The organism is Agrococcus sp. BE272 (assembly GCF_031457935.1).
Taxonomy (GTDB): domain Bacteria; phylum Actinomycetota; class Actinomycetes; order Actinomycetales; family Microbacteriaceae; genus Agrococcus; species Agrococcus sediminis.
Map to the genome: position 1 here is coordinate 429,329 of NZ_JAVDXL010000001.1, position 25,584 is coordinate 454,912.

Genomic DNA, 25,584 nt, shown 5'->3' on the forward strand with positions numbered 1-25,584 from the left:
CTGGGTCTGCGGATGCGTAGGCTCGGCCGCACCGGAGGGAGCCACATGCCCATCACACCGACCGGCACGGTCGTGCGGCACGGCGACGCCGCCGAGCTGGTGCTCGAGCGCAGGGTCGGCCACGACGCGATCGCGGTCTGGCCGTACCTCGCGGAGTCGCGCGAGCTCAGCTCCTGGTTCGGCGCCTACGTGGGCGACCCCGACTCCGGCGAGGTGGTGCTCGCGATGACGGCCGAGGAGGGCGACGCGACCCAGGCGGTCGAGATCCTCGACTGCGACGCCCCGGAGCACCTCGCGGTGCTGACGACCGACGAGCACGGCTCGTGGAGCCTCGAGGTCGAGCTCGTCGACGGCGGGCACGAGACGGGCTCGGGCACGACCATCCGCTTCACCCACCACGATGTGCCCGCCGCCTCGGTGCCCGACATCGCGGCCGGCTGGGAGTGGTACCTCGACCGGCTGGTCGCCGCGCTCGCCGGGCAGCCGATGCCCGACTGGGATGACTACTACCCGGCGCTGCGCGACGCCTACCGCGGCTCCGACTAGCGGGAGCGCACCGCCTGCTCCGCCATCTGCACGACGTTGTCGAGCAGCATGACGCGCGTCATGGGGCCGACGCCGCCGGGAACGGGCGACACCCACGCCGCGACCTCCTTGACGCCGGGATCGACGTCGCCGAGCAGCTTCACCTTGCCGGTCTCGGCCGACAGCCCGCGCGTGATGCCGACGTCGAGCACCGCGGCGCCCGGCTTCACCCAGTCGGCCTTGATGAGGCCGGGCACGCCCACCGCCGCGACGACGATGTCCGCCTCGCGCACCTGCGCCGCCAGGTCGGGCGTGCGCGAGTGGCACAGCGTGACGGTCGCGTCGATGCCCTTGCGGGTCAGCAGCAGCCCGAGCGGCCGCCCCACCGTCAGCCCGCGGCCGACGATCGCGACGGTCGCGCCCGCGATCTCGATGTCGTGCCGGCGCAGCATCTGCACGATGCCCGCAGGGGTGCACGGCAGCGGCGAGTCGATCGGGCCGTCGACGCCGAGCACGAGCTTGCCGAGGTTGATCGGGTGCAGCCCGTCGGCGTCCTTCGCCGGATCCATGAGCGTGAGCATCGCGTGCTCGTCGTGGCCCGGCGGCAGCGGCAGCTGGATGATGTAGCCGGTCACCTCGCGCGCCTCGTTGAGGTCGCGGATCGCGGCCCGCACGTCGGCGCTCGAGGCGCTCGCGGGCAGGTCGACGCGGATCGACTCGATGCCCACCTCGGCGCAGTCGCGGTGCTTGCCCTTGACGTACGACCGGCTCGCCGGGTCGTCGCCGACGAGCAGGGTGCCGAGGCCGGGCGTGACGCCCTTCGCCTTCAGCGCGTCGACCCGCTCGCGCAGCTCCGCCTTGATGGCCGATGCGGTGCGGTTGCCGTCGAGGATCTGCGCGGTCATCGGTCGACGCTCGATCCGAGCTCGTGCACCACCTCGGGCTGCCCGGAGGGTCCGACGCCCGGGTAGAGCGGGAAGGCCTCGGCGAGCGTCGCGACGCGCGCGCGGAGCGACTCGAGGTCGGCGCCCGGCAGCAGCGCGAGCGCGATGACGTCGGCGACCTCGGTGAACTCCTCGTCGCCGAAGCCGCGGGTCGCGAGCGCCGGGGTGCCGATGCGGAGGCCGCTCGTGACCATCGGCGGGCGCGGGTCGTTGGGGACCGCGTTGCGGTTCACGGTGATGCGGATCTCGTGCAGGAGGTCCTCGGCCTGCTTGCCGTCGATCGCGGCATCGCGCAGGTCGACCAGCACGAGGTGCACGTCGGTGCCGCCGGAGCGCACCGAGATGCCCGCATCCTTGACGTCCTGCTGCTGCAGCCGCTCGGCGAGGATGTGCGCGCCGCGCAGGGTGCGCTCCTGGCGCTCCTTGAACTCCTCCGACGCGGCGAGCTTGAACGCGGTCGCCTTCGCGGCGATCACGTGCATGAGCGGTCCGCCCTGCTGGCCGGGGAAGACCGCCGAGTTCAGCTTCTTGGCGATGTCGGCGTCGTTCGTGAGGATGAAGCCGGAGCGCGGGCCGCCGATCGTCTTGTGCACGGTCGACGACACGACGTGCGCGTGCGGCACGGGGTTCGGGTGCAGGCCCGCGGCGACGAGGCCCGCGAAGTGCGCCATGTCGACCCAGAGCAGCGCGCCGACCTCGTCGGCGATCGCGCGGAACTCGGCGAAGTCGAGCTGGCGCGGGTACGCCGACCAGCCGGCGATGATCACCTTCGGCTGGTGCTCGACGGCGAGGCGGCGCACCTCGGCCATGTCGACGCGGCTCGTCTGCTCGTCGACGCCGTAGGCGACGATGTCGTAGAGGCGGCCGGAGAAGTTGATCTTCATGCCGTGCGTCAGGTGCCCGCCGTGGTCGAGCGAGAGGCCGAGGATCGTGTCGCCGGGCCGGGCGATCGCATGCAGCACGGCCGCGTTGGCGGTCGCGCCCGAGTGGGGCTGCACGTTCGCGAACGCAGCGCCGAAGAGCGCCTTCGCGCGCTCGATGGCGAGCGACTCGGCGACGTCGACGAACTCGCAGCCGCCGTAGTAGCGGCGGCCCGGGTAGCCCTCGGCGTACTTGTTCGTGAGCACCGAGCCGGCGGCCTCGAGCACCGCGACCGGCACGAAGTTCTCGCTGGCGATCATCTCCAGGTAGTCGCGCTGGCGGTCGAGCTCCTGCTGGAGCACCGCGGCGATCTCGGGGTCGACCTCGGTGAGAGGCGAGTTGAACGTGCTGGGCAGGCGGTCGGTCACGGATGCTCCTTCGCTGGTGCGCTGGCGCGCGTCGCTGGATGGGACGCCCAGGCGCGCGGCTCACGGTCGGCCGCTCCCCGGTGGTGCTCCACCTCTGCGCCAGTCACGGCCGCTCTCATGGTACTTGCGCGGGCCCGACGCGGGGGGCACGCTGAGCGGAGGATCCCTCGGGAGCGGCGCCGAGCCGCGGAGCCGCCCCGACCGGTGTGAGGAGCGTCCATGAGCGTCATCGACCTGACCGGCAAGGTGGCCGTCGTCACGGGCGGGGGCAGCGGCATCGGCCGCAGCATCTGCCAGCTCTTCGCGAGCCTCGGCGCGAGCGTCGTCGTGAGCGACATCGCCGCGACCGCCGACGAGACGGTCGCGACCGTCGCGGGCGACGGCGGGACCGCATCCGCCATGGTCGGCGACATCGGCGACCCGGCCGTCGCCGACGCGGTCGTCGCGGCCGCCGTCGAGCGCTACGGCCGGCTCGACGCGCTCGTCAACAACGCGGGGATCATGGACCGCTTCGCCGGCGCCGCCGCGGTCGACGACGCGCTGTGGGACCGCATCCTGCGGGTCAACCTCTCGGCGCCGTTCTACCTCACGCGCGCCGCCCTGCGCGTCATGCTGCCGCAGGGCTCGGGCTCGATCGTGAACATCGCGAGCGAGGCGGGCATCCGCGGCGCGGCCGCCGGCGCCGCCTACACCGCCTCGAAGCACGGCCTCATCGGCCTCACCCGCAACACCGCGTACGTCTACGCCAAGCAGGGCATCCGCGCGAACGCGATCTGCCCCGGCGGCGTCGAGACCAACGTGATGACGCCCGACATCCAGCAGCACATCGACCAGGAGGGCCTCGCGGCCCTCACGCCCGTGCACCAGTCGGCGCAGCGCGTGGCGCAGCCGATCGAGCAGGCGAACCTCGCGGCGTTCCTCGTCTCGGACGCGGCGAGCAACGTCTCGGGCGCGATCATCCCGAACGACGGCGGCTGGTCGGCGGGCTGAGCCGCAGGGGCGCGTGGTTGGATCGCCGCGTGAGCCACGACCGCGTCCGCGCCCAGCTGCTCGAGGCGCTCGACGCCCAGCGCCGCCACATCCTCGCCGCCATCGAGGGGCTCGACGACGCGCAGCTGCGCACCCCCGCGCTGCCGTCGGGCTGGTCGCCCATCGGGCTCGTGCGGCACGTGACGCTCGGCTGCGAGCGCTACTGGTTCCACACGGTCATGGCCGGCGAGCCGCTCGACTACTGGCCCGTCGAGGACGCCGCGCTCGACGAGGGCCGGCCCGCCGACTGGCGCGTCGAGCCCGACGAGCCGACGGATGCGGTGGTGCAGGAGTACCGCGACGCGATCGCGCGCTCCGACCGGATCCTCGCCGCGCTCCCGCTCGACGCGGCACCGCGCATGCCCGACCCCGACTGGCCGGAGGCCGCGTTCGGGGACCTCGGCGCCGTGCTGCTGCACGTGCTCGTCGACACCGCGACCCACGCGGGGCACCTCGACGCCGCCCGCGAGCTGCTCGACGGCCGCCAGCACCTCGTGCTGTAGCCGGGCGCGGCATGCGGGCACCGGCGGCAGCGCTCTTCGCCGACGATCCGCGCGGCGCGGCGCTGCAGCGCGCGATCGCCGCCCGCGTCGAGGCGCTCGGCGAGGTCGAGGAGCGGGAGTCGAGGACGCAGATCGCCTACCGGCGCCGGCGCACGTTCGCGATCGTCTGGCGGCCAGAGATGGTCGTGCGCTCCGACGTGCCTGTCGTGCTGTCGATCGCGCTCCCGCGCCCCGACCCGTCGCCGCGCTGGAAGCAGATCGCGCATCCGTCCCCGCGCGTGTGGATGCACCACCTCGAGGTGCGCGACGCGAGCGAGCTCGACGACGAGGTCGACGCCTGGCTGCGCGAGGCGCACGGCGCGGCCGCCTGACCTGCCACGTCCCGGCCCGCGCGGCCGCCGCCGGCTCCTCCGCGCCCGAACCCGCTCCATCCCGATTGGTCACTCGTTGCTGCCGGAGCGGGCTCCAGGCAGCAACGAGTGACCAATCGGCGGGCGGACGCGCTAGATGAGCGCGTCGGTGAGGTGGTTCGGCGTGCCGAAGCGGTGCGCCGTGATGGCGACCGCCTGCTCCCGCAGGAACGGCAGCAGCTCGAGCCGGCCCGACTCGGTCACCGGGTGGGCGACGATCGCGAGGTCGGGGCGGCCGTCGACCGCCTCCGCGAGCGCGCGCACGCCCTCGGCGACCGCGTCCTCGGCGGCCAGGTAGCGGATGCGACCCTGCGCGAGGCGCTGCGCCGAGACGCGGAAGGCCGCGTCGTCCTCGACCGCCACGGGGATGCCCGCGGCCGCGAGCGCCGCCCGCATGGCAGGCGCCGGCTCGACCGCGGTCGAGACCCGCACCTCGGCGCCGGCGCGCAGCGCCGCGGCGACCGTGCGCGCGAGCTGCGCGACGCGGCCGCCCTCGGCGAGGCGGATGGTGACGCCGGGCATCGGCAGGTGGCGCAGGATGTCGCGCTCGGCCGAGAGGCGCTGCACGTCGAGCGCGACGCCCAGCTCGCGCGACCACACGTGCTGGTCGGAGCCGGCCGCCCGCCGGACGGCGGCGGCCTCGTCGGCCGTCACCGACGCATCCGCCGACCGCGCGAGCGACTCGGCCGCCTCGACGACGACGCGCACGCCCTCGTGCTCGAGGGGCGCGAGCTCGCGCGCCTGCGAGGGGCGCCAGTCGACGAGCGGCATGAGGTAGCTCGGGCCGCCCGCCTTGGTCGTGGGGCCGACCACCGAGCGCTTCCAGCCGCCGAAGGGCTGGCGCTGCACGATGGCGCCCGTGATGCCGCGGTTGACGTAGAGGTTGCCCGCCTCGACGCGCTCGAGCCACGCGCCGATCTCGGCCGGGTCGAGCGAGTGCAGGCCGGAGGTGAGGCCGTAGTCGATCTCGTTCACGAGCGCGATCGCCTCCTCGAGCGTCTCGACGCGCATGATGCCGAGGATCGGGCCGAAGTACTCGGTGCGGTGGTACTCGCTGCCCGGGCGCACGCCCGCGCGCACGCCGGGGCTCCACAGGCGCCCCTCCTCGTCGAGCCGCTCGGGCTCGATCACCCACTGCTCGCCCTCCCCGAGGGTCGTGAGGCCCTCGAGCAGCTTGCCCTCGGCGGGCGCGATGATCGGGCCCATCTGGGTCGTCGCATCCCACGGCTGGCCGACCGTGAGCGAGCGCACGCCGTCGACGATCTGGTTGTGCAGGCGGTGCGAGCGGCCCGCCTGCCCGACCAGGATCGCGAGTGACGCCGCCGAGCACTTCTGGCCCGCGTGGCCGAAGGCGCTCGCGACGATGTCCTTCGCGGCGAGGTCGTAGTCGGCCGAGGGCGTGACGATGATGGCGTTCTTGCCGCTCGTCTCGGCCAGCAGCTGCAGGTCGGGGCGGATGCGCCGGAAGGCCTGGGCGGTCTCGAAGCCGCCGGTGAGGATGACGCGGTCGACGCGCGGGTCGCCGATCAGCCGGTCGCCGAGGCTGCGCTCCCCCAGCTGCACGAGCTGCAGCACGTCGCGCGGCACCCCGGCCGCCCAGAGCGCCTCGACCATCACGGCGCCGCTGCGCGCGGCGACGCGCGCGGGCTTGATGATGACGGATGCGCCGGAGGCGAGGGCGGCGAGCGTCGAGCCCGCGGGGATCGCGATGGGGAAGTTCCACGGCGGGGTGACCGCGATGAGGCGCGACGGCACGGCGACGGCCCCGTCGACCCGGTCGAGGTCGCGGGCCCGCTCGGCGTAGTAGTGGGCGAAGTCGATCGCCTCGGAGACCTCGGGGTCGGACTGGTCGAGCGTCTTGCCCGCCTCGGCCGCCGCGACCTCCATGAGGTCGGCGCGGCGCGCCTCGAGCTCGCGGCCGGCGCGGTGCAGGATCTCGGCGCGCTCGTCGCCCGAGAGCGCGCGCCACGCGGCGTTCGCGGCGACGGCCGTCTCGATCGTCTGCTCGAGCTGTGCGGCGTCGTGCAGGGTGCTCTCGGCGACGAGGTCGACGCCGAGCCGCGAGTGCTGGGCGCGCTCGCGGATGCCGGCCGCCCAGGCCTGGTTGGCGGGCAGCGACGGGTCGGAGTCGGGCGCGTTGCGGAAGCCGTCGGCGAGGCCCTCGGCGACCGGCTGCGTGCGGTCCTGCACGCGGTGCGTCGCGGGCGCGGGGGCCGCGAGCGCGTCGAGCGATGCGAGGAAGCGGTCGCGCTCGCGCTCGAAGAGGTGCTCGTCGCGCGCGAGCTCGAACACGGCCGACATGAAGTTCTCGCGGCTCGCGCCCTCCTCGAGGCGGCGGATCAGGTAGGCGATCGCCACGTCGAACTCGGCCGGGTGCACGACGGGCGTGTAGAGGAGCAGCCCGCCGACGTCGCGGCGCACGACCTCGGCCTGGCCCTGCGCCATGCCGAGCAGCATCTCGAACTCGAGGCCGGAGCCCGAGCCGGCGCCCGCCTCGATGCCGCGCTGCTTCGCCAGCAGCCAGGCGAAGGCGACGTCGAAGAGGTTGTGGCCGGCGACGCCGAGCCGCACGGCGCGGACGCGCTCGGGCGTGAGCGCCCAGGCGAGCACGCGCTTGTAGTGGGTGTCGCTGTCCTGCTTCGTGTGCCAGGTGGCGAGGGGCCAGTCGTGGAGCGACGACTCGACGCGCTCCATGGGGAGGTTCGCGCCCTTCACGAGGCGCACCTTGACGGGTGCGCCGCCGGCGGCGATGCGCTCGGCCGCCCAGGTCTGCAGGCGCTCCATCGCGGGCATGGCGTCGGGAAGGTAGGCCTGCAGCACGATGCCGCCCTCGTACGACTCGAGGCCCTCGGTGGCGAGGATCCGCGTGAAGACCGCCATGGTCATCTCGAGGTCCTTGTACTCCTCCATGTCGAGGTTGATGAAGGTGCCGGTCGCGTGCGCGCGGCGGTAGAGCGGCAGCAGGCGCTCGACGACCTCCTCGACGGCGGCGTCGAAGGCCCACGGCTGGTGCGGCGCGGTGGTGGCCGAGACCTTGATGGAGACGTAGTCGACGTCGGGGCGCTCGATGAGCGCGAGCGTGCCCTCGAGCCGGCGGGCGGCCTCGCGGTCGCCGAGCACGGCCTCGCCGAGGAGGTTGACGTTGAGGCGGGCGCCGGTGGCGCGGATGCGCGCGATCGCGGCGCCGAGGCGGGCGTCGGTCGCGTCGATGATGAGGTGGCCGACCATCTCGCGCAGCACCCGGCGTGCGATGGGCACGACCACCTGCGGCGCGAGCGGCGCGACGCCGCCGCCGAGCTTGAGCGCCTGGCGCATCGGCCAGGGCAGGAAGGCGGGCGCGGCGCCGGCGATCTCGCGGAGCGTCAGGGCTGCGACGTGCACGTCCTCCGGGCGCACGACGCCGTCGACGAAGCGCACGGCGAAGTCGAGGCCCTTCGGGTCGCGCAGCACGCCGGCGAGCTGCTCGGCGCTCGCGTCGGCGGGGATGCGCTCGGCCTCCTCCAGCCACGTGCGCACCTGCGCGACGATGGCGGGCGCGAGCGCGCGGAGGCTCGCGAGCTCGCTCGCGTGGTCGGTCTCGGCGGGGGTGGCGGCTGCGCCCATGCGGCTGCCCTCTCTTCACTCGTGCTGCGGGCGCGCGAGCGCGCGCCGCGGCAAGTCTGCACCCGCCGACCCATCGCGTACAGTGACGGTTCACGACGGATACCCGTCGCGATCGACGATGCTTTCGAGGGAGGGCCGATGCTCGACATCCGTCGCCTGCGCCTGCTGCGCGAGCTGCGCCTGCGCGGCACGATCGCCGCCGTCGCGACCGCGCTCGCCTACGCGCCGAGCGCCGTCTCGCAGCAGCTCTCCGCGCTCGAGCGCGAGGTGGGCGTGCCGCTCACGCGCAAGCAGGGGCGGCGGCTCGCCCTCACCCCGCAGGGCGAGCTCCTCGCCCAGCACGCCGAGGGCATCCTCACCGCCCTCGAGGCCGCCGAGCGCGCCGTCGCCGCCTCGCTCGGCCGCCCAGTCGGCACGGTGCGCGTGGCGGTGTTCCAGTCGGCGGCGCTCGGGCTCGTGCCGCAGATGCTGCGGATCCTCGCCGGCACGGCGCCCGAGGTGCGCGTCGAGATGGTGCAGCGCGAGCCCGAGACGGCGCTCTACGACACGTTCGTGGGCGACTTCGACCTCGTCGTCGCCGAGCAGTACCCCGGGCACGCGGCACCGCAGCACGCGGGGCTCGACCGGCGGCTGCTCATGACCGACGCGCTGCGGCTCGCGGTGCCGCCGGGCAGCGGCATCCGCGCCCTCGCCGACGCCGCCGCGATGCCGTGGGTGATGGAGCCGGTGGGCGCCGCCTCGCGCCACTTCGGCGAGCAGCAGTGCCGAGTGGCGGGCTTCGAGCCCGACGTGCGCTTCGCGACCGCCGACCTGCAGGCGCAGATGCGGCTCATCGAGACCGGCCACGCGGTGGGCATCATGAACGACCTGACGTGGGCGGGCACGCCCGTGCGCTTCCGCATCGTCGAGCTGCCGGGCGCGCCCCGCCGCGAGGTGTTCACGGCCGCCCGCGCGGCCTCCGACGGCAACCCGGCGATCGCGGCCGTGCGGGCAGCGCTGCAGGAGGCGGTGCCCGCCGGCCTCGCGTGAGCGCGGTCAGGCCGCGAGCGGCCGCCGGTGCGTCGTGAAGCCGATGAGCACGAGGCTGATCGCGACGGCGGCGAAGAGCACCCACGGCAGCGCGCCGGGGCCGGCCGCGTCGTAGACGATCGCGCCGAGCAGCGCGCCGCCGCCGATGCCGGTGTTGAAGCCGGTCGTGTACCAGGCCATCGCCGGCTGCAGCAGCCGCTCGGTCGAGGCGTGCAGCACGCGCGTCTGCAGCAGCGGCGGCAGCGCCCCCATCGCGAGCCCCCAGACGAGCACGGCGGCGATCGTCAGCGGCAGCGCGGTCGAGAGCACGAGCACGAGCATCGTCGCGAGCATCAGCACCATGCACAGCACGACGCCCGCAAGCGCTCGGCGCCCGAGCCACAGGGTGAGCGCCACGATCGCGAGCGCGCCCATGAGCCCGTAGGCGAGCAGCGCGGGGCTGAGCCACGCCTCCGGCAGGCCCGCGTGCTGCACGAGGAACGGGGCGATGAACGTGTAGAAGGCGTACTGCCCGGTCATCGCGAGGGTGGTCGAGACGACCGCGACGACGATGCCGCGCACCGACTTGTCGGGGTCGGCCACGGGCACGGCGATCGAGCCCGTCTCGGTCGTCGCCACGTCGGCGAGGTGGTCGACGGCGGGCAGCACCCGCCACACCGCGAAGGCGGCGACGAGGCACGCGACGCCCAGCACCGCGAACGACGCGCGCCACCCGACCGCCTGGCCGAGCAGCGTCGACAGCGGCAGGCCCAGCACGAACGCGAGCGAGCCGCCCGCGCTCGTGATCGCGACCGCCCGCCCGATCTGCTCCTTCGGCACGAGGTAGGCGGCGTACGCGCCCACCACCGTCCAGAAGACGCCGTGCGCGAGGCCGCCGACGATGCGCGTGGCGACGACCCACTCGTACGAGGGCACGACGGCGCCGGCAGCGGTGGCCGCGGCGAAGACGAGCAGCACGCCGATGACGAGCCGGTGCCGGGGCAGCCGCCGAGTGAGGCGGATGAGCGTGGTCGACGAGAGCACGACGGTGAAGGCGAAGACCGACACGAGCAGGCCGATCGCGCTCTCCGAGACGCCGAGGTCGCGGCTCATCGGCAGCACGAGGCCCATCGGCAGCATCTCGATGGAGATGTTCACGAAGATCGCGAGCGCGAGCACGAGCAGCGCCGCGAGCGGGAAGCGACCGGTCGTCTCGCCCCGGGCCGTGCTCTGCTCGCTCACGACCGGCAAGCCTACGCTGGGCGGATGCTGACCCTCGAGGCGATCGTCGCGCTGCCGCTGCGCTCCGCACGGGGGCCGCTACCGCGTCGCCGACGTCGATGCGCTCCTCGACCTCGTCGCCGGCGCCCTGCCGGAGCCCGAGTGGCCGGAGGGCTCGCGGCCCGAGTGAGCGCCGCGCGCCTCGTAGACTCGACCGGGTGAGCGCGAACCACTGGATCCTGTCGTTCGTCTGCGACGACCGGCCCGGCATCGTGCACGCGATCACGGGCGCCATCGTCGACTGCGGCGGCAACATCACCGAGTCGCAGCAGTTCTCCTCCGCCGACACCGACCGCTTCTTCATGCGGCTGCAGGTCGAGGCCGAGGCCGAGCGGGCCGACTTCGAGGCGCGGCTCGCGCCGGTCGTCGAGCGCTACGGCATGCAGTGGCAGCTCGACGACGTCGGCCGGCCGCTGAAGACGCTCGTGCTCGCGTCGAAGGCCGCGCACTGCCTCAACGACATGCTCTTCCGCCAGCGCGCCGGCCAGCTCTCGGTCGAGATCCCGCTCGTGCTCGCCAACCACCCCGACCTCGGCTCGCTCGCCGCGTTCTACGGGGTGCCGTTCGAGCACGCGCCGGTCGTCGACGCCGAGTCGAAGGCCGCGTTCGAGCGCCGCATCCTCGAGGTGGTCGAGCGCGAGGGCATCGAGCTGGTCGTGCTCGCCCGCTACATGCAGATCCTCTCCCCCGAGCTGTGCGCGGCGCTCGAGGGGCGCCTGATCAACATCCACCACTCGTTCCTGCCCGGCTTCAAGGGCGCGAGCCCCTACCGGCAGGCGCACGCGCGCGGCGTGAAGCTCATCGGCGCGACGGCGCACTTCGTCACGAGCGACCTCGACGAGGGCCCGATCATCGAGCAGAACGTCGAGCGCGTCGACCACGCCCAGTCGCCCGGGCAGCTCGTCGCGATCGGGCAGGACGTCGAGTCGCGCACCCTGTCGCGCGCCGTGCAGTGGTTCGCCGAGGACCGCGTGCTGCTCGACGGGCAGCGCACCATCATCTTCCGCTAGTCGCGCGCATCCGTCATCGGATGTTCATCGGCGGGTCTGGTCCCGCGTCACACCCTCCGGCTAGGTTCAGGAGCGTCCCTGCACCTCGACGGAGAGATCCATGCGCGCACGCACCCTGCTCGGCACCGGAACGGTCGCCGCGCTCGCCCTCACGGGCATCGTCACCGCCCCGGCACACGCCGCCGGCCACCCGGTGATCAACGAGTTCTCTGCCAACATCACCGGCACAGACATCGAGTACATCGAGATCCTGGCCGACCCCGGCACCGACGTCAGCGGCCACTCGCTGCTCGTCGTCAAGGGCGACACGGGCACGCAGCAGGGCCTGGTGCTGCAGTCCAACCCGGCGCCGGCGCTCGACGCCGACGGCCGCGGCACGCTGCAGTACCCGGTGAACGGCATCCAGAACGGCTCGGTCTCGCTGCTGCTCGTCGACGGCACCGCCGCGGTGGGCTCGAGCGTCGACGCCGACCTCGACGGCACGATCGACGCGGGCGTCGCCTTCACGGTCGTCGACGCGATCGCGCTCCTCGACGGCGGCTCGGGCGACCTCGGCTGGGGCACGGCGCTCGCGCCGTCCTTCGACGGCGGCTCGTTCACGGTCGGCGGCGCGAGCCGGGTGCCCGACGGCACCGACACGGATGCGCCGTCCGACTGGGTGCGCAACGACTACGACGGCGCGGGGCTCGCGGGCTACACGGGCACCATCTCGGCGGGCGAGGCCTACAACACCCCGGGCGCGGCGAACGAGGCCTTCGAGGCCGAGGAGCCGCCGGTCGAGCTGACGTGCGAGGCCGACGCGACCGCGATCGGCGCCGTGCAGGGCGCAGGCTCCTCGACCCCGGTCGAGGGCACGACGGTGACGGTGCGCGGCACGGTCACGGGCGACTGGCAGAGCGGCGGCTTCAACGGCTTCACGCTGCAGGACGCCGGCGACGGCGACGCGGCCACGAGCGACGGCATCTTCGTCTACGCCCCCTCCTCCCCCGACGTCGCCGCGGGCGACCTCGTGCAGGTGACGGGCACCGCCGCCGAGCACTACGGCATGACGCAGCTCTCGAACGCCTCGGTGCTCGACTGCGGCGACGGCGCGCTGCCCGCGCCCGTCGAGCTGACGCTGCCGGTGGCCGACCACGAGCCCACCGAGAGCATGCTCGTCACGCTGCCCCAGACGCTGTCGATCCTCGAGTACTACAGCTACGGCCGCTACGGCCAGGTCGTCGTCGGCACCGAGCGCCAGATGCAGCCGACCGCGGTCGCCGACCCCGGCTCGGCCGAGGCGGCCGCGATCGCCGCGGCCAACGCGGCGAACCGCATCACGATCGACGACGGCCGGTCGACGCAGAACCCCGACCCGGCCATCCACCCCGGCAACCTCGCCGAGTTCACGCTCGAGAACGACTTCCGCGGCGGCGACACGATCACCGGCATCACGGGCGTGCTCGACTGGCGCTTCGACACCTGGGCGATCCAGCCGACCGCGGCGGGCACCTACGCCGAGGTGAACACCCGCGAGGCGTCGCCCGAGATCGCGGGCGCCACGCTCGAGGTCGCGTCGTTCAACGTGCTGAACTACTTCACGACGCTCGGCAGCCGCGGCGCGCAGACCGCTGAGGAGCTCGCGCGCCAGGAGGCGAAGATCGTCGCCGCCATCACCGAGCTCGACTCGGCGGTCGTCGGCCTGCTCGAGATCGAGAACAACGACGGGGCCGCGCTCGACGCGCTCGTCGCGGCGCTCAACGAGGCGGCCGGCCCGGACGCCGACGGCTCGGCGCGCTGGGCGGGCATCGACACGGGCACGCTCGGCACCGACGAGATCACGACGGCGATCATCTACCAGCCGGCGCTCGTCAGCCCCGAGGGCGCCCACGCCGTGCTCGACTCGAGCGTCGACCCCCGGTTCGACACGACGAAGAACCGGCCCGCGCTCGCGCAGTCGTTCCGCGACCTCGCGACCGACCGCATCCTCACCGTCGCGGTCAACCACCTGAAGTCGAAGGGCTCCGCGTGCGAGGGCGACACCGGTGAGCCGGAGCAGGGCAACTGCAACGACGTGCGCACGGCCGCGGCCGAGGCGCTCGCCGACTGGCTCGCGACCGGCCCGACGGGCGTCGAGTCCGACGGCTCGCTCATCATCGGCGACCTGAACTCGTACGACCACGAGGACCCGATCGCGGCGCTCGCGGCGGCCGGCTGGACCGACCTGCTCGCGCAGTTCCAGGGCGAGGAGGAGCACACCTATGTGTTCGACGGCCAGCTCGGCTACCTCGACTACGGCCTCGCCGACGCCGAGATGCTGCCGTACGTGGTGGGCGCCGACGCGTGGCACGCGAACGCCGACGAGACGAGCCTCATCGACTACTCGATGCAGTTCAAGCAGGCGGCGCAGGATGCGCTCTTCGCGCCCGACCCCTACCGGGCGAGCGACCACGACGCCGTCGTGATCGGCCTCGCGTTCCCCGAGGACGAGCCCGAGGAGCCCGGCACGGGCGGCCACCCGGTGTTCGGCGACGCGCACCCGGTGCACGGCGACGACCACCCGGGCCAGGGCTTCGGCAAGGGCAAGGGCCCGGGCGCGCCGCGCGCGGTGTGACCGACGGGGCGACGGACTGACGTCCTGACGCGGAGGGGCTCGGCTGCGGCCGGGCCCCTTCGCCGTGCCCGGCGCGCGGTCCGCGGCCCTCAGCCCGCGCTCCGCAGCCCGACTCCCCTCGACCGGCGCTCCTACGCGAAGTCGCGCGACCGCGGGCTCGGCACGTCGAAGCGGTCGAGCCGATCGGCCAGCACCGCGATGACGCCCTCCGCCGTGCGCTGCAGCATGCCGCGCACGACGAGCGCGGGCGAGTGCCGCGCCACCTGCCGCGAGTGCGCCCACAGGCCCTTCGAGACGATCACGTTGAGCATGCCCGTCTCGTCCTCCAGGTTCATGAAGGTGACGCCCTGCGCCGTGCGCGGCCGCTGGCGGTGCGTGACGATGCCGGCCGCCTGCACCCGCCTGCCCGGCTCCGCCTCGGCGAGCGACGAGATCGGCAGCACCCCGCGCGCCTCGAGCATCGCCCGCGCGTGCCGCACCGGGTGGTCGTCGGTGGCGACGCCCGTCGACCAGACGTCGAGCGCCACCTGCTCCTCGGCCGACAGCAGCGGCAGCAGCGGCACCTCGAGCGTCACCTGCGTGCCCTCGAGCTGATCCTCGCGCTCCGTCGACGCCGGGCCCGCGAGCCACAGCCCCTCGCGGCGCCCGACCCCCAGCCCCTCGAGGGCACCGGCGGTCGCGAGCGCCTCGAGCTCGCCGCGGTCGAGCGACGCGCGCCGGGCGAGGTCGTGGATGCCCTCGAGCGGGCGCTCCTCGCGCGCCGCCACGATGCGCTCGGCGGCGGCGCGGCCGACGCCCGCGACGCTCGACAGGCCCATGCGCACGGCCAGGCCCGCGTCGCGCCGGTGCCGCTCGCGCATCCGCCTCGACTCGGTCGCCGCGGGCGGCACCGGCGGCTGCTCGCGCGCGAGGCACGCGTCGTCGCCCGCCCGACGCTCGCCGTGCAGCTCGAGGCCCGCGTCGACGCCCGAGCGCACCGCATCCGGCCGCAGCGTCTCGACGCCGTGCCGCGCGGCGTCGGCGACGAGCGACGCCGACGACCAGAAGCCCATCGGCTGGCTGCGCAGCAGCCCCGCGAGGAACGCTGCCGGGTAGTGCAGCTTCAGCCACGACGACGCGTAGACGAGCTTCGCGAACGCGAGCGAGTGCGACTCGGCGAAGCCGAAGCCCGCGAACGCCTCGATCTTGCGGTAGATCGTCTCGCCCACCTCCTGCGGGATGCCGTTCGCGGCCATGCCCTCGAAGAGCTTCGCCTTCAGCGCCTCGATGCGCTCGCGCGACCGCTTCGAGCCGATCGCGCGCCGCAGCTGGTCGGCCTCGCCGGCGTCGAAGCCGCCCACCGCGACCGACATCTGCATGAGCTGCTCCTGGAACAGCGGCACCCCGAGCGTGCGCTCGAGCACCGGCACCAGCAGCGGGTGCGCGTACGTGATCGGCTCGGCCCCCACCCGCCGGCGCAGGTACGGGTGCACCGCGTCGCCCTGGATGGGGCCGGGGCGGATGAGCGCGATCTCGACCACCAGGTCGTAGAAGCAGCGCGGCTTCAGGCGAGGGAGGGTGGCCATCTGCGCGCGCGACTCGACCTGGAACACGCCCACCGCATCCCCCTCGCAGAGCATGTCGTAGACGCCCTCCTCCTCGGCGGGCATGCTCGCGAGCGACCACGACTCCCCCGTGTGCTCGGCCGCGAGCGCCAGCGTGTGCGAGAGGGCGCCGAGCATGCCCAGGCCCAGCAGGTCGAACTTCACCAGGCCCATCCACTCGCAGTCGTCCTTGTCCCACTGCAGCACGGTGCGGTTCGGCATGCGCGCCGGCTCGATCGGGCAGACCGAGCCGACCGGCTCCTCGGTGAGCACCATGCCGCCGGAGTGGATGCCGAGGTGCCGCGGGGCGTGCAGGAACTCGCCCGCGAGCGACACGACCGGCTCGGGGATGGTGTCGACGTCGACCTTCGAGTACGACTCGACCGACTTCGACCAGGCGTTCTGCTGGCCGACGGCGTAGCCGAGCGCCTTCGCCGCGTCGCGCACCGCCGACTTCGGCCGGTAGGTGATGACGTTGGCGACCTGGGCGGCGTTGCGGCGGCCGTAGCGCTCGTAGACGTGCTGGATGACCTCCTCGCGGCGGCCGGCGTCGAAGTCGATGTCGATGTCGGGCTCCTCCTCGCGCATCATCGAGATGAAGCGCTCGAACGGCAGCCGGTAGCGGATCGGGTCGACGGCGGTGATGCCGAGGATGAAGCAGACGGCGCTCGCCACCGCGCTGCCGCGGCCCTGGCACAGGATGCCCTGCGCGTGCGCGAACTCGGCGATCTCGAAGACGATGAGGAAGTAGCCGGCGAAGCCCTTCTGCTCGATGAGGCCCAGCTCGTGCTCGAGCCGGGCGGCGACCTCGGCGCTCGGGCGCCCGTCGACGGTGTCGTAGACGCGCGGCAGCCGCTCGGCGACGAGCTCGCGCAGCCAGCTCATCGGGGTGTGGTCGCCGGGCGCGTCGATGACGGGCAGGCGGGGGGATGCGGCGCGCAGGTCGAAGGCGAGGGCCCGGCCGAGCGCGGCCGCGGTGCCGACCGCGCCGGGGAACGCCCGGAAGCGGCGAGCCATCACGCTGCCGGCGCGCAGCGACGGCACGCCGCCCGCGGGCAGCCATGCGTCGAGCTCGTCGATCGAGCGGCGGGCGCGCACCGCGGCGACGGCATCGCCGAGCCGCTGCCGGGCGGGGCTCGCGATGTGCGCGTTGGTGGTCGCGACCACGGGCAGGCGGCGCTGCTCGGCGAGCTGCGCGAGCACCCGGTTGCGCTCGAAGTCGCGGGGGTCGCCGATGTCGCTCAGCTCGACCGCGACCCGGTCCGGGCCGAACAGCGACGTGAGCCGGTCGAGCTCGCGGCCCGCGGCATCCGCCCCGTCGGCACCGGCGCCGTGCCGCTCGAGCGCCTGCCGCACGCCGCCCTTGCGGCAGCCCGAGAGGATGAGCCACTCGCCGCGCGCGGTCTCGGCGAGCCGCTCGAGCTCGAAGATGGGCCTGCCCTTCTCGCCCGGGCCGTGCAGGTCGGTGGCGAGGTAGCCGTCGGTGAGGGCGGTGGCGAGCGCCGTGTACCCGGCGGGGCCGGTCGCGAGCGCCACGAGGTGCGAGCCGTCGGGGTCGGGCACGCCCTGCTGCGGTGCCTCGAGGCCGAGCGTGAACTCGGTGCCGAAGACGGTCGGCAGGCCCGCCTCGGCGGCGGCCTCGGCGAAGCGCACGGCGCCGTAGAGGCCGTCGTGGTCGACGAGCGCGAGCGCCTCGAGGCCGAGCCTGCGCGCCTCGTTCACGAGCTCGGCAGGGCTCGAGGCGCCGTCGAGGAACGAGTAGTGCGAGTGCGCGTGCAGCTCGGCGTACGGGGTCGCGGCGCCGGGGGCGGGCACGCGGATGCGCTCGCGGCGCGCGTCGTCGAGCTCGGCCGGGTGGGCGACCTTGCCGGCGCCGACATCGCGGTCGGAGAGGATGCCCTCGAGCTCGCGCCAGGGCATCGCGGGGTTGTTCCAGCCGGCCATCGGTCACCTCCCCCGCTCATCCGCCGATCGAGCCGCCCGCGCAGCGGTCGAGTCGAGGCCACCCGCCCGGCCCCAGGCGCCGTTCGTCGACCGGCTCCGTGTGCGCCCGACCGGAGAGTCCGGTCGAGCGCGCACAGGACCGGTCGACGGACGAGCGCGGCCGGCCGACAGCGCGACGTCACGCATAGCGACCCTCCGCGAGCCAGGCGCCGTCGGCCTGCAGCAGCACCCACGCCTCCCCCTCGCCGTCGAGGATCTGCACGCGGTGCACGACGTCGCCGAGGTCGCGGCGGCGGATGGGCCACGGCCCGGCCCAGGCGACGACGCGGCGGCGGGGCGCGGCGGGCGGGGAGAACCCCGCGGGCGCCCCCTCGCGCACGTCGAGCGCCGCAGCCTCGACCGGCGCGCCCGCCGCGTCGAGCAGCCGCACCGGCAGCGGGGGCCGGAACACGACCGCCGGCCGGGGCGGCGGCAGCGCACCGGGCCACGGGCCGGCCGCCTGCGCGGGCGCCGCGTCGCCCCAGGGCGTGAGCACGCCGCGCTCGGCGAGCAGCCGGCCGCCGCCGGGGGTCGCGGTGAGCACCGCCTCGCGGCCGAGCATGCCCTGCAGCCGCTCGAGCGCGTGCTTCGTGCGGTCGTCGATGTCGCCGCCGCCCCACAGCCCCGGCATGTGCTCGGCGTCGGCGTCGAGCCGCTCGGGCAGCGCCTGCACCTCGACGAGCGCCGAGCCGAGGTCGCCCTCGGTCAGCTGCCAGCGCATGCGGTCGACGATGTCGCCCGCGCGCAGGAAGCCGGGCTGCCGCCACAGCCGCTCGCTGACGCGGCCCTCCTCGCCGCGCAGCACGATGCGGATCTCGCTGCACACGAGCCGCTGCTCGGCCAGCTGCCGCACGAAGCGCTCGACCGGCTCGCGCACGGCGAGCGCGAGCTCCTGCACGCCCTCGATGCCCGGCTCGAACACGAGCCGCAGCGCCCGCTCCTCGCCGAGCCCGCTGTCGTCGACGCGGCGGTCGTCGCCGCCGCGGGCGCGGGTGAGGGCGACGAGCCCGGCCTCGCCGAACCGGTCGCGCACGCTGTCGTCGGGCAGCTGCGCGAAGCCGCCGAGCGTGTGCACGCCGAGCCGGTGCAGCATGCCGGGCAGCTCGTCGTCGCCGAGCACGCCCACCGGCAGCGGGCCGAGGAAGTCGCGGCTGCGCCCTGCCGGCACGATCGTCTCGCGGTCCAGCTGCGCGGCGAGCTCTGCCGTGAAGCGGTCGTCGGCGACGCCGAAGCTCGCCGAGAGCCCGAGCGGGTCGAGCGCGCCGCGCACCGCCTCGAGCGCCCGCGACTCCGACCCGTAGAACCGGCTGGCCCCCCGCATCCGGAACGCCAGGGCGCCGTCGCCGATCGGCTGGGCCGCCGGCACGACGGCGAGCACCGCGCGCACCACCCGCTCGAACGCGAGCGCCTCGCCCACCGGGTCGGCGGGGGCGAGCGCGAGCATGGGCGACGCGGCCTGCGCGTCGCGCACCCGCATGCCGACCCGCACGCCGTCGGCGCGGGCCTGCTCGTCGCACGCGACGAGGCGCAGCGCGTGCACGATCGCGCCGGGCGCGCCCTGCTCGCCGCCGGCGGGCAGCGCGCCCGTCTGGCGCGCGACGACGACCGGCCAGTCGGGCACCCGCAGCACGCCCACGCGACCGCCGCCCACCCGCGCGCGGGGCGGGGCGCTGCTGCTGGTCGTCTCGGCTGCCACACCCCATGATCGAACAGACGTTCGAATGCCGTCAAGCGGATGCGGCGTGTCGAGCGGGGCGGCCGGGGCGGGGCATGCCGAGGTGCAGGACGCGCCGCTGCGCGCCCCGCACCCGGGTCTGGATCACTGCACGGCGACCATGCGCCGACGGGTCAGCAGCAGCATCCCCGCCGCGAGCAGCGCGAGGGCCGGGAGCAGCGTCTCCCCCGCACCTGCACCGGTCTGCGGCAGCGTGCCCGCGTCAGCGGTCACCGGCATCGGCCGGGTCGCCTTGGCGCGCTCGACAGCAGCCCCGATCTCGAGGGAGGCGCCGACGTCGCCGCCGGCATCGCCGACCTCGACATCACCGAAGGCACCGCTGCCGCCGGCCCCGGCGTCGCCGCCGGCGTCGCCGACCTCGACGCCACCGAGGGCATCACCGCCGCCAGCGGCCCCGACGTCGCCGACGACGACACCGCCATCGATCTCGAAGCCGCCTCCGGCTCCGACATCGACGCCGCCCTCAGCAGGAGCCCCAGCTGCGGCCGTGTCGCAGCCCGACGCCGATCCGCCCAGCGCGGCCGCCAGGCAGGCGTCCGCGTCGACGGCGAGCGCATCGCCCGCCTGCACCTCAGCATCCGCGACGGCCAGCGCCTCCACCGTCGGCGCGAGCGCGTCGCCGGTCGAGCCCTCACCGGCTGCAACCGCGGAGTCGCAGCCGCTCGGCAGGCTGCCGTTGATCGCGGCCGCCAGGCAGGCGTCCGCGTCGACGGCGAGCGCATCGCCCGCCTGCACCTCAGCATCCGCGACGGCCAGCGCCTCCACCGTCGGCGCCGAAGTGCCGTCGGCCGTCGCATCCGTCGCGGCATCCGTGGTCGTCGCTGCTGCAGCGTCGACCAGCACGGGGTCGACTGCGGCATCGGCCGTGGTGTCCGTCGCCGCATCCACCGTGGCGTCCACCGTGGCATCCGCTGTCGCGTCCACCACCGCACCCGCCGTCGTGTCGACCGCATCCACCGTGGCACCCGCCGTCGTGTCAACCGCATCCACCGTGGCATCCGCCGTGGTATCCGCTGTCGCGTCCACCACCGCATCCGCCGTCGTGTCGACCGCATCCACCGTGGCATCCACCGTGGCGTCCACCGTGGCATCCGCCGTGGCATCCGCTGTCGCGTCCACCACCGCATCCGCCGTCGTGTCCGCCACCGAATCGGTCACGGTCACGACCGCCACCTGGTCTCCGACGCCGACTGTCGCGTCGGCCTCGACGGCACTGGCTACGCCAGTGCCAGCGGCCCAGAGGCCGCCCGCGAGCGCTGTCGTCCACAGCGCTCGCATGATGAGCTTGTTCATCGCTCTGCCCTTCCATTGATTGAGTCGATCTGCCGCCCCGCTCCGGGACGGCCGCGTGCCGCGCGCATGGCGCGGCCGGGGATCGCTCAATCAGGGCTCGCGGCGAGCTCCTCCACGAGTGATGCGGGGACGCGGTCGTGCTCGACCGCGCCGGCGCTCCCGCCCGGCAGCTCGGGCTCGGAGCGGGCATCGAGGGTCGCCGGCGGCTGCCCGGCGGCGCCGCCGCCCGCGCCGGAGGGCGCGAGCGCCGGGGGACCAGGATCCGGACCGGCATCCGGCGACAGATCGACGAGCAGCTCCGACGCCGGCAGCCCAGGCACGGCAGCCCCGGACGACGGCGACCAGCGGACCGCTCCCGATGCGGCGACGACGGATGCGTCGCCGGCCGCGGTCCGGAGCACGAGTCCGGTGACCGCAGGCTCCGGAGCGCTGGGCTCCGCGGCTGCGGATGTCGGGACGGCCATCGTGGATCGCTCCTGGAGCAGCGCATCGGCGACCGGCACGGCATCGACCGCCGGATCGATGCCCTCGGCGATGGGCTCGAGCGCGGACGCGACGACCTCGACGGCGTCTCCGCCGAGCGATGCGACCGGTTCCGTCACCGACGCGAGTGGATCCGGCAACGCCGGCACGACCTCAGCCACAGCAGCCGGCACGGCCTCGGCAGCGACCGCTACGGTCTCGACGAGCTCCGCTGCAGGAGCGGCGGGCTCGGGTGCCGGCAGCCCGGCCGGCTCGACCACCGTGATCGCGGCCGCGAGTCCGACGTCGGGATCGGGCGAGAGGGGGATCGCTGCGCCGACAGCGCTGCCGGCTGCGCCCGCACCACCCGCGACGCCGTCCTCGGCGGCGCTCGCAGCAGCACCGCCCACCAGGAGCGAGATCGCGATGGTGCCGATCGACGCCGCCCCGGTGGCGACGGCCAGGCGCAGCAGACGGCGGCCGCCTGCACGTGCGCCCGACTCGGCCATGCGTGCCTCCGATGCTGCGATCTCCTGGCTCTACCGTGCAGACGGTACTCCCGATGTGCCGCGCAGTCCGCGATTCCCAGGACCTTGCCAGGCGCACCTCGCCGCCGAGGCGCCGCTCACACCAGCTCGTCTCCAGCCAGCACGGCCGCGGCGAGGAGCACCGCGACGATCACGAGCACGGCGTCGCGCGACCCGAGGCGAGCAGGGCGCCAGGCGGTGCGAGGGCCGTCCCGGAGCCCGCGCGACTCGAGCGCGAGGGCGACGCGCTCGGCGGATCGGATCGCGGCGACGAGGAGCCCGAACGCCTGCCGCGCGAACCCCACGATGCCGCGACGGGGCGTGCCGTCTGCGCGCAGCGGCGCGCGGACCGCGTGCGCAGCGCTGATCGTCGACCACGTGCGCGGCATCCCGGCGAGCATCCGCTGCCCCGCGAGCAGCGCGAACGCGTAGCGCGGGCTCAGCCGAGCGTGCGCCACGAGGCTCGTCATCAGCTCCCTCGGGGGAGTGCTCGCCAGGAAGCCGACCGCGAGTGCGCCGATGACGAGGCCCCGGAGCGCGAGCGCCGCACCGACCGACAGGCCCTCGACCGTGACGCGCAGCGGCGCGTCGGGCAGCAGCGGCTCGCCGGGGCGCGCGAGCGCGTTGATCACGACGAGGCCGAGCCCGAAGAGCGCGAAGGGCGCCTGCGCGAGCGCGAGCGTGCGCCAGCCCACCCGTGCCGCGGCGCGCACGGCGACGAGCACGAGCGCGTGGAGCGCGAGCAGCGGCAGCGGCTCGAACACGAGCTGCAGTGCGACCGAGGCGGCGAAGAGCACGCCCGCCTTCACGGTCGGGTCGCAGCCCGAGAGCCAGGAGTCCTTCACCGCGGCGCCTCCGCAGCAGCGGCCATGGACGCCTGCATCGCCCGGTCGTCGAGCGCGCGGAGCGCCCGCTGCAGGTGGGCCGGGTGCCGCACCGCAGTCGCCAGCCGCCGCAGCGATCGGGACGGTCGCATGCCGGCGGCGGCGAGCAGCGCAGGATCGCGCAGCAGGGCCAACGGCTCGACGTCGGCCGCGAGCCGCCCGTGGGCGATGACGAGGACGCGGTCGGCGTACCCGGCGACGGCCCGTAGATCGTGGCTGGAGAAGAGGACGGCGCGGCGGCCGGCCGCTTCGCGCAGCGCCCGCAGCGCCTCGATCGTGCCGCGGCGGTCGAGGCCGAACGTCGGCTCGTCGGCGAGCAGCAGCTGCCGCTCGTGCACGAGCATCGCCGCGAGGCTCAAGCGCCGCTGCTGACCGCCGGAGAGCCGGTGGGGGTCGCGATCGGCATGCTCCGCGAGCCCGAAGCGCGCGAGCATCGCCTCGACGCGCCCCTGCGCACCAGGGCCGAGGCCGTGCGCGATCTCGGCGCGCACGGTCCGGGCTGCGAACTGGTGCTCGGGATGCTGGAAGACCAGGCCCGCGCGCGCTCCCTCCACCGTGCCCGCCCGGGGCCGTGCGATGCCGGCGAGGCACGTGAGCAGCGTCGACTTGCCGCTGCCGTTCGCGCCGACGAGCGCAGCGGTCTCGCCGGTGCGCAGGTCGAGGTCGATCCCCTCGAGCACCGGTGGACGCCGGGCGGAGCGGCGCGCGAAGGGATCGCGCGGGGCGACAGCGAGTCCGCGGGCGCGCAGCACGGGAGCCGCGGCGGGCGGCGGCGCGGCCGAGGCCGCAGCGGCGTCCGACAGCGCGAGCGCGATCGCCCGGCCCTCGACCGCGTCAGCTCCCTCGGCGGCGTCGGCGTCGAGCAGCGCGCGCAGCTCGAGCTCGAGCGGCAGCCAGCACCCCTCGGCGAGCAGCCGCCGCAGCAGCGGCGCGCCCATCTCGCGGGGCGGCCCGTCGTGCAGCACGCGCCCGGAGCGGCTGAGCACGAGCCAGCGCGGCGGCAGCGCGACCAGCCCCTCGTCGCCCGCGAGCTCGTCGAGGCGGTGCTCGACGAGCACGTGCGCGGCCCCGGTGCGGGTGCGCAGCTCGGCGATCGCGGCCCGCACCGCGCGCACGCCGTCGCCGTCGAGCATCGACGTCGGCTCGTCCAGCAGCAGCAGCGGCGGATCCGCCGCCGTCGCAGCCGCGAGCGCGACCAGCTGCAGCTCGCCGCCGGAGAGCTCCGTCGTGCGGCGCGCCCGCAGGCCGCTCGCGCGGACCCGCTCGAGGGCGGCGGCGACCGCGGGCTCGATGCGATCGCGTGGCACGGCGAGGTTCTCGAGCGGGAAGGCCACCTCGTCCTCGACGTCGGGCATGCACACGCCGCTCTCAGGGTCCTGCGCGAGCACGCCCACCGCATCCGCGAGCGACGCCATCCCATGGACGCCCACCTCGCGCCCGGCGACGGCGACGCGGCCGGTCGTCCGGGCCGGCACCGCGTGCGGCACGGCGCCGTGCAGCATGCGCAGCAGCGTCGACTTGCCCGAGCCGGACGGCCCGACCACGAGCAGCGACTCCCCCCGCTCGACGACGAGGTCGATGGGACCGACCCCGTCGCCGCTCGGGAAGACCGCCTCGAGCGCGCTCGCGACGAGCAGCGGCTCCTCAGCCACGCCGCCGCACGGGCGCGGCCTCGGCCGTCTCGCGGACGATCGGGAATGCATCCAGCACCCCCGTGCGCCGCAGCGCGTCGACGATCAGCTTGGCGAGGATGCCGCCGAGCACGATCCCCGAGACCAGCTGGATGCCCAGGCGCAGCAGCAGGATGTCCTGCTCCCACCACGCGAACCGGAACGCCGAGTAGACGAACACCAGGCCCGCCCCGGCGAGCCCGGAGAGCGCGAAGGTCAGCCAGCCGAACCTGCGATAGCGCCCGAGCGCGAAGGGCAGCTCGCTGCCCGCGCCCTGCAGCAGCGCGGCGATGAGCAGCAGCGGCCCGACGGGCGAGCCGAGGAAGACCACCTCGATGACGGAGGCGATCACCTCGGCGATGATGCCGACGAACGGGCGGCGGATGATCGCGACGGCGATCGGCGCGACGAGCAGCCAACCGCCCAGCAGGAAGTGCTGGGCGAGATCGCCCGCCGGCCCCATCGCGATCGACAGCGCGGTCCACGCCTGCACGAGCGCCCAGTAGAGGAAGCCGAAGACGGCCCCGAGCATCACCATCAGCACGATGTCGCGCATCGCCAGCCGGGGGCGGGCGGCGCGCGGCTCAGCCGACACGGGCGTGGCTCGGGCTGTTGACCGAGATCGTGAGGTGGCTCGTGACGTGCTGCACGCTGCGACCGACCACGACCCATCCGGCGAGCGCGGTGGCGATGACGTCGCCGAGGTCGCCCTCGAGCCGCGTGACGAAGTGCTCCGACGCCCGGTACGTGCCGTTCGACTTCGCGAGCTCGATGGCGGCGAGGATGTCTCGCATGTGATCGGCCTCCTGCGCGCCGGCGGTGTCGGCGAGCGGGTAGAGCGCCCACTCGGCGGCCGCGAACCGGCCGGTGCGGCGGCCCTCGGGCACGACGACCGCGCGCGGGCCGGCACCCCCGGGCAGCTCGCACACGGCTTCGCCGGGGCAGCCGCGCGAGAGGTGGATGGTGATGGATGCGTGCAGGCCGGTGGCCGCGACCGTCTCGGCGAGGCCGGTGAGCGCGCGCAGGAGCTGCGGCTCCGCCCCGCCGAGGTAGGTGCTCACGTCCCCGGTCTGCACCGTGAGGCCGGTGGTGTCGGTGCGGCGGAGCGCGTCGAGGACGACCTCGACGAAGCGGTCCGACATCACCGCGACGGTGACGCGGGCGCCGACGCCGAACCGCAGCGGATCCTCCCGCAGCTCCTCCGGCGCGAGCGCTCGCTGGGCTGTGTCGGTCATGGTTCCCCTCCCGGGCG

At 74.8% G+C, this 25,584-nt stretch carries 19 protein-coding genes and 1 riboswitch; of the genes, 7 read left to right on the plus strand and 12 right to left on the minus strand.

Annotation, left to right across the window (positions count from 1 at the left end):
• The first annotated feature begins 45 nt into the window (after positions 1-45).
• Positions 46-546, plus strand: coding sequence for an SRPBCC domain-containing protein (locus tag J2X49_RS02065; protein WP_310121933.1), 501 nt, complete (start codon positions 46-48; stop codon positions 544-546).
• On the opposite strand, the gene J2X49_RS02070 is transcribed toward J2X49_RS02065, so the two are convergent.
• The gene (locus J2X49_RS02070) at positions 543-1,430 is read right to left on the minus strand and encodes a bifunctional methylenetetrahydrofolate dehydrogenase/methenyltetrahydrofolate cyclohydrolase (RefSeq protein WP_310121937.1); all 888 of its coding nucleotides are present in this window, start codon (positions 1,428-1,430) and stop codon (positions 543-545) included. The genes J2X49_RS02065 and J2X49_RS02070 overlap by 4 nt on opposite strands.
• On the minus strand, positions 1,427-2,758 hold the full coding sequence (gene glyA, locus J2X49_RS02075) for a serine hydroxymethyltransferase (RefSeq protein WP_310121939.1): 1,332 nt from the start codon (positions 2,756-2,758) through the stop codon (positions 1,427-1,429). The genes J2X49_RS02070 and glyA overlap by 4 nt, the downstream gene beginning before the upstream one ends.
• 38 nt (positions 2,759-2,796) lie before the next feature.
• A riboswitch (ZMP/ZTP riboswitch) is annotated at positions 2,797-2,875 on the minus strand.
• Between the two features lie 102 nt (positions 2,876-2,977).
• Between glyA and J2X49_RS02080 the strand changes: the two genes are divergently transcribed.
• Genes J2X49_RS02080 through J2X49_RS02090 form a run of 3 tightly spaced genes read left to right on the plus strand, consistent with a single transcriptional unit; the run spans position 2,978 to position 4,661 of the window.
• Entirely contained in the window at positions 2,978-3,748 is a 771-nt protein-coding gene (locus J2X49_RS02080) for an SDR family oxidoreductase (RefSeq protein ID WP_310121942.1), read from the plus strand.
• A 29-nt stretch (positions 3,749-3,777) separates the two neighbouring features.
• Positions 3,778-4,290 carry a DinB family protein gene (locus J2X49_RS02085; protein ID WP_246990402.1) on the plus strand — a complete coding sequence of 171 codons (513 nt, stop codon included), beginning with the start codon at positions 3,778-3,780 and terminating at the stop codon, positions 4,288-4,290.
• 11 nt (positions 4,291-4,301) lie between these two features.
• Positions 4,302-4,661, plus strand: a complete 360-nt coding sequence (locus J2X49_RS02090) for a DUF5655 domain-containing protein (RefSeq protein ID WP_310121947.1) — start codon at positions 4,302-4,304, stop codon at positions 4,659-4,661.
• 132 nt (positions 4,662-4,793) lie between these two features.
• Here J2X49_RS02090 and J2X49_RS02095 read toward each other — a convergent pair whose 3' ends face one another.
• On the minus strand, positions 4,794-8,303 hold the full coding sequence (locus J2X49_RS02095) for a proline dehydrogenase family protein (RefSeq protein ID WP_310121949.1): 3,510 nt from the start codon (positions 8,301-8,303) through the stop codon (positions 4,794-4,796).
• 138 nt (positions 8,304-8,441) lie between these two features.
• On the opposite strand from J2X49_RS02095, the gene J2X49_RS02100 reads away from it, so the two are divergent.
• Entirely contained in the window at positions 8,442-9,332 is an 891-nt protein-coding gene (locus J2X49_RS02100; RefSeq protein WP_310121951.1) for a LysR substrate-binding domain-containing protein, read from the plus strand.
• A gap of 6 nt (positions 9,333-9,338) precedes the next feature.
• On the opposite strand, the gene J2X49_RS02105 is transcribed toward J2X49_RS02100, so the two are convergent.
• Positions 9,339-10,553 (minus strand): MFS transporter, encoded by a 1,215-nt coding sequence (locus J2X49_RS02105; protein ID WP_310121953.1) that lies wholly within the window; start codon positions 10,551-10,553, stop codon positions 9,339-9,341.
• Positions 10,554-10,750: 197 nt separating this feature from the next.
• Here J2X49_RS02105 and purU point away from each other — a divergent pair, with 197 nt between their 5' ends.
• Together purU and J2X49_RS02115 are read left to right on the plus strand one after the other, a co-directional pair.
• Positions 10,751-11,602, plus strand: a complete 852-nt coding sequence (gene purU, locus J2X49_RS02110) for a formyltetrahydrofolate deformylase (protein ID WP_310121956.1) — start codon at positions 10,751-10,753, stop codon at positions 11,600-11,602.
• Between the two features lie 100 nt (positions 11,603-11,702).
• On the plus strand, positions 11,703-14,195 hold the full coding sequence (locus J2X49_RS02115) for an ExeM/NucH family extracellular endonuclease (protein ID WP_310121959.1): 2,493 nt from the start codon (positions 11,703-11,705) through the stop codon (positions 14,193-14,195).
• A gap of 131 nt (positions 14,196-14,326) precedes the next feature.
• Here J2X49_RS02115 and J2X49_RS02120 read toward each other — a convergent pair whose 3' ends face one another.
• From J2X49_RS02120 to J2X49_RS02155, 8 genes are all read right to left on the minus strand, one after another.
• Entirely contained in the window at positions 14,327-17,722 is a 3,396-nt protein-coding gene (locus J2X49_RS02120) for an error-prone DNA polymerase (RefSeq protein ID WP_310121960.1), read from the minus strand.
• Between the two features lie 178 nt (positions 17,723-17,900).
• Positions 17,901-19,457: a DNA polymerase Y family protein gene (locus J2X49_RS02125; RefSeq protein WP_310121962.1), complete on the minus strand. Its 1,557-nt coding sequence runs from the start codon at positions 19,455-19,457 to the stop codon at positions 17,901-17,903.
• 123 nt (positions 19,458-19,580) lie between these two features.
• Complete coding sequence (locus J2X49_RS02130) at positions 19,581-20,789, minus strand: LPXTG cell wall anchor domain-containing protein (protein ID WP_310121965.1); 1,209 nt, start codon at positions 20,787-20,789, stop codon at positions 19,581-19,583.
• 86 nt (positions 20,790-20,875) lie between these two features.
• On the minus strand, positions 20,876-21,760 hold the full coding sequence (locus tag J2X49_RS02135; protein WP_310121968.1) for a hypothetical protein: 885 nt from the start codon (positions 21,758-21,760) through the stop codon (positions 20,876-20,878).
• Between the two features lie 116 nt (positions 21,761-21,876).
• Complete coding sequence (locus tag J2X49_RS02140; RefSeq protein ID WP_310121971.1) at positions 21,877-22,623, minus strand: energy-coupling factor transporter transmembrane component T; 747 nt, start codon at positions 22,621-22,623, stop codon at positions 21,877-21,879.
• Positions 22,620-24,314 (minus strand): ATP-binding cassette domain-containing protein, encoded by a 1,695-nt coding sequence (locus J2X49_RS02145; RefSeq protein ID WP_310121973.1) that lies wholly within the window; start codon positions 24,312-24,314, stop codon positions 22,620-22,622. The genes J2X49_RS02140 and J2X49_RS02145 overlap by 4 nt, the downstream gene beginning before the upstream one ends.
• Positions 24,307-24,927, minus strand: coding sequence for an ECF transporter S component (locus J2X49_RS02150; RefSeq protein ID WP_310121976.1), 621 nt, complete (start codon positions 24,925-24,927; stop codon positions 24,307-24,309). Before J2X49_RS02150 ends, J2X49_RS02145 begins: the two co-directional genes overlap by 8 nt.
• Positions 24,917-25,567: a YkoF family thiamine/hydroxymethylpyrimidine-binding protein gene (locus J2X49_RS02155; RefSeq protein WP_310121978.1), complete on the minus strand. Its 651-nt coding sequence runs from the start codon at positions 25,565-25,567 to the stop codon at positions 24,917-24,919. Before J2X49_RS02155 ends, J2X49_RS02150 begins: the two co-directional genes overlap by 11 nt.
• Positions 25,568-25,584: the final 17 nt, after the last annotated feature.